This is a genomic window from Frankia sp. R82 (genome assembly GCF_023716925.1).
In the GTDB taxonomy this organism is placed as follows: Bacteria; Actinomycetota; Actinomycetes; order Frankiales; family Frankiaceae; genus Frankia.
The window spans coordinates 1-2651 of the sequence record NZ_JAMQQG010000122.1; the positions used below are offsets into that span (position 1 = coordinate 1).

At 73.6% G+C, this 2651-nt stretch carries 2 protein-coding genes; both read right to left on the reverse strand.

Annotated features, from left to right (window positions below):
- Nucleotides 1-1135 (reverse strand): serine/threonine-protein kinase (locus ND747_RS16020; RefSeq protein WP_251734419.1); only part of this gene is annotated, 1135 nt, incomplete at its 3' end.
- Between the two features lie 9 nt (nt 1136-1144).
- Nucleotides 1145-2651, reverse strand: a 1507-nt coding sequence (locus ND747_RS16025) for an SMP-30/gluconolactonase/LRE family protein (RefSeq protein WP_251734420.1), incomplete at its 5' end; no start/stop codon positions are given.

Here is a 2651-nt window from a genome sequence, read left to right on the forward strand (position 1 = left end):
GGGCCCCACCTGGCGGCTGGCCGGGCGGCCCGGCGGCACCGGCGGCACCGGCGACGGCGTACGCAGGCATGCCACCCGGCAGGTATCCGGGCTGGCCGGCTGGACGGAAGCCACCGGGACCGGAGCGGACGCCCGGCCGGTGGCCGGCCGCGGAGAGCACCTCGTCGGGCAGCCGGACCGGGACGCCGCTGGCGGCGAGCCAGCCGGGGCCGTAGGACGCGGTGGTCGCCGCCGCGAGCCGGACCGCGAAGTCGAGGCCGGAACGGGGACGCCAGCCCGCCTGCTTGGCCATCGCCGCGGTGATGAGCTCGGCGATCGGGCCGGGCGCCTCGGACAACGGCAGCGGCGGCACCGACATGTGGTGATGCAGCAGCGCGGCGACCGAGAGCTCTGGTGGGAACGGCGAACGTCCGGCGAACAGCTCGTAGAGCACCACCCCGAGGGCATACAGGTCGGTGCCCGGGCCCAGCGGTGCGCCGGTGATCTGCTCGGGAGCCATGTACCGCGGGGTGCCGACAAGCCCGGTCGTCGTGGCCGCGGTCGCCTCGAGGATCTTCGCGATGCCGAAGTCGGTGACCTTGGGGGTGCCGTCCGCGGCGAACAACAGGTTGTCCGGCTTGACGTCGCGGTGCAGCACACCGCGGTCGTGCGCCGCGGCCAGCGCCACCGCCGCCGCAACACCGATCGCGCTGACCGGTCCTGGGCCGGCCAGCGGCCGTCCGCGCAGACTGCCACCGGTGAGCTGCTCCATCACCAGCAGGCACAGGCCGTCGTTCTCGACGTAGTCGTAGATCCGCACGACGTGCGGGTGGTCGAGACCGGCGAGCACCCGTGCCTCGCCGAGGAACCGGTCCCGCAGGTCACGCCCGCCACTGTCCTGACCGACGCCACTGTCCTGACTGACGCCACGGCCCTGACCGACGCCGCTGCCGAAGCCGCCGGGACCACTGCCGAGGCCGGCGGCCGGCTCCGGGTCGGCGACACCGGCCAGCACCTTGACCGCCACCGGGCGGTCGATCAGCCGGTGGCGGGCGGCGACCACGACGCCGAAACCACCGCGACCGAGCTCGTCGCCGAGCTCGTAGCCGGGCAGCGCCGCCGCGACCCGCGCCAGGTCGAGCTGATGTCTCGCCATGGCCGCGGGTCAGCCAGTCTTGGCGACGGTGGAGATCGTGCCGTTCGGGTCGATCCGACGGATCCGGTCGTTGCCGTTGTCGGAGACGTAGATCTCGCCGCTGCCGTCGACCGCGACCGAGCTCGGGTTCTCGAACTGGGCGGCCGTGGCCGGCCCGCCGTCCCCGGCGAGACCCTTGGTCCCGGTGCCGGCGATCGTGGTGATGATCCCGTTCGGGTCGATCTTGCGGATCCGGTTGTTGTTGTAGTCGGCCAGGTAGAAGGTCTTTCCGTCCAGGCCGAGCGACACCGACGGCACGTTCAGCTTGGCGGCCGTGGCCGGGCCGCCGTCACCCGAGAAGCCCTTCTCCCCGGTGCCGGCGATCGTGGTGATGATCCCGTTCGGCGTGACCTTGTGGATGGTGCTGCTGGCGAGATCGGCGAAGTACAGCGTGCCGTCCGACGTCACGAGGAGGTCGTTCGGTCCGTCGATCCGGGCCGCGGTGGCCGGGCCGCCGGCACCCGTGTAGCCGGCGGCACCGGTGCCGACGTACGTTGTGATGATCCCCGCCTTGTCGATCTTGCGGATCCGGTGGTTCTCGTAGTCGGAGAGGAAAATGCTGCCGTCCGGGCCGACGGCGACCTTCTCGGCGCTGTTGATCTGTGCCGCGGTGGCCGGGCCGCCGTCCCCGCTGTAGCCGGCGGTGCCGGTGCCGGCGATGGTGGTGATCACCCCGGCCGGGTCGATCTTGCGGATGCGGTTGTTCTTCGCGTCCCCGATGTAGAGGTCGCCGGCCTTGTCGCGTGCGGTCGAACCGGGGCCGTCCAGCTGGGCGGACGCTGCGGGGCCGCCATCACCGCTGAAGCCGCCGGCACCGGTGCCGGCGAGGTCGCTGGTGGCGCCGGTCGGCGTGATCCGCTGGATGCGGTCGGTCGCGAGGCTGGACACCAGCAGCGAGCCGTCCTGGTCCAGGGAAAGGCTGTAGGGGCTCAGACCCTGCACGTTCAGCGCCGCACCCCGATAGGCGGCCGAGGAGGTCTGCGCGGGTGTCAACCGGTCGGCGGTGTCGTCACCGCCGCCGGAGCTGGCCACCAGCACGACGCCGATGGTGCAGGCGACGACCAGGACGAACGCCACCGCCGCGATGATCCACGGTGTTTTGGAGCGCTGGGCACCGGCCCGGGACGCGGGACGGTGCGACCCGGGCCCGCCGGGACCGGGCCCGCCGAAACCGGGCCCGCCGGGGCCGGCGCCACCAGGGCCGGGGCGGTACGGCGGGTTGGCCCTGGGCGTGGGGCCGCCACCGAGCGGCTGGGGCGGGGGTGTGCGCGCGGGCGGGGTCTGCGGCGGCGGGGTGTTGCCCGGCGGGAAGCCGCCCCATCCGCTGGCCTGACCGGGGCCACCCGCCCGCGCTGTCGGTGCGCGGGTGAACCGGCTGTCGTCGCTGCCGGGCGGCCCCCCGGCCGGCCCGGGCAAGCCCCCCGCCGGATTGTCGCCGGGGTGGCCCGTCCCTCTGTCTTTTAAAAATCTGACACTG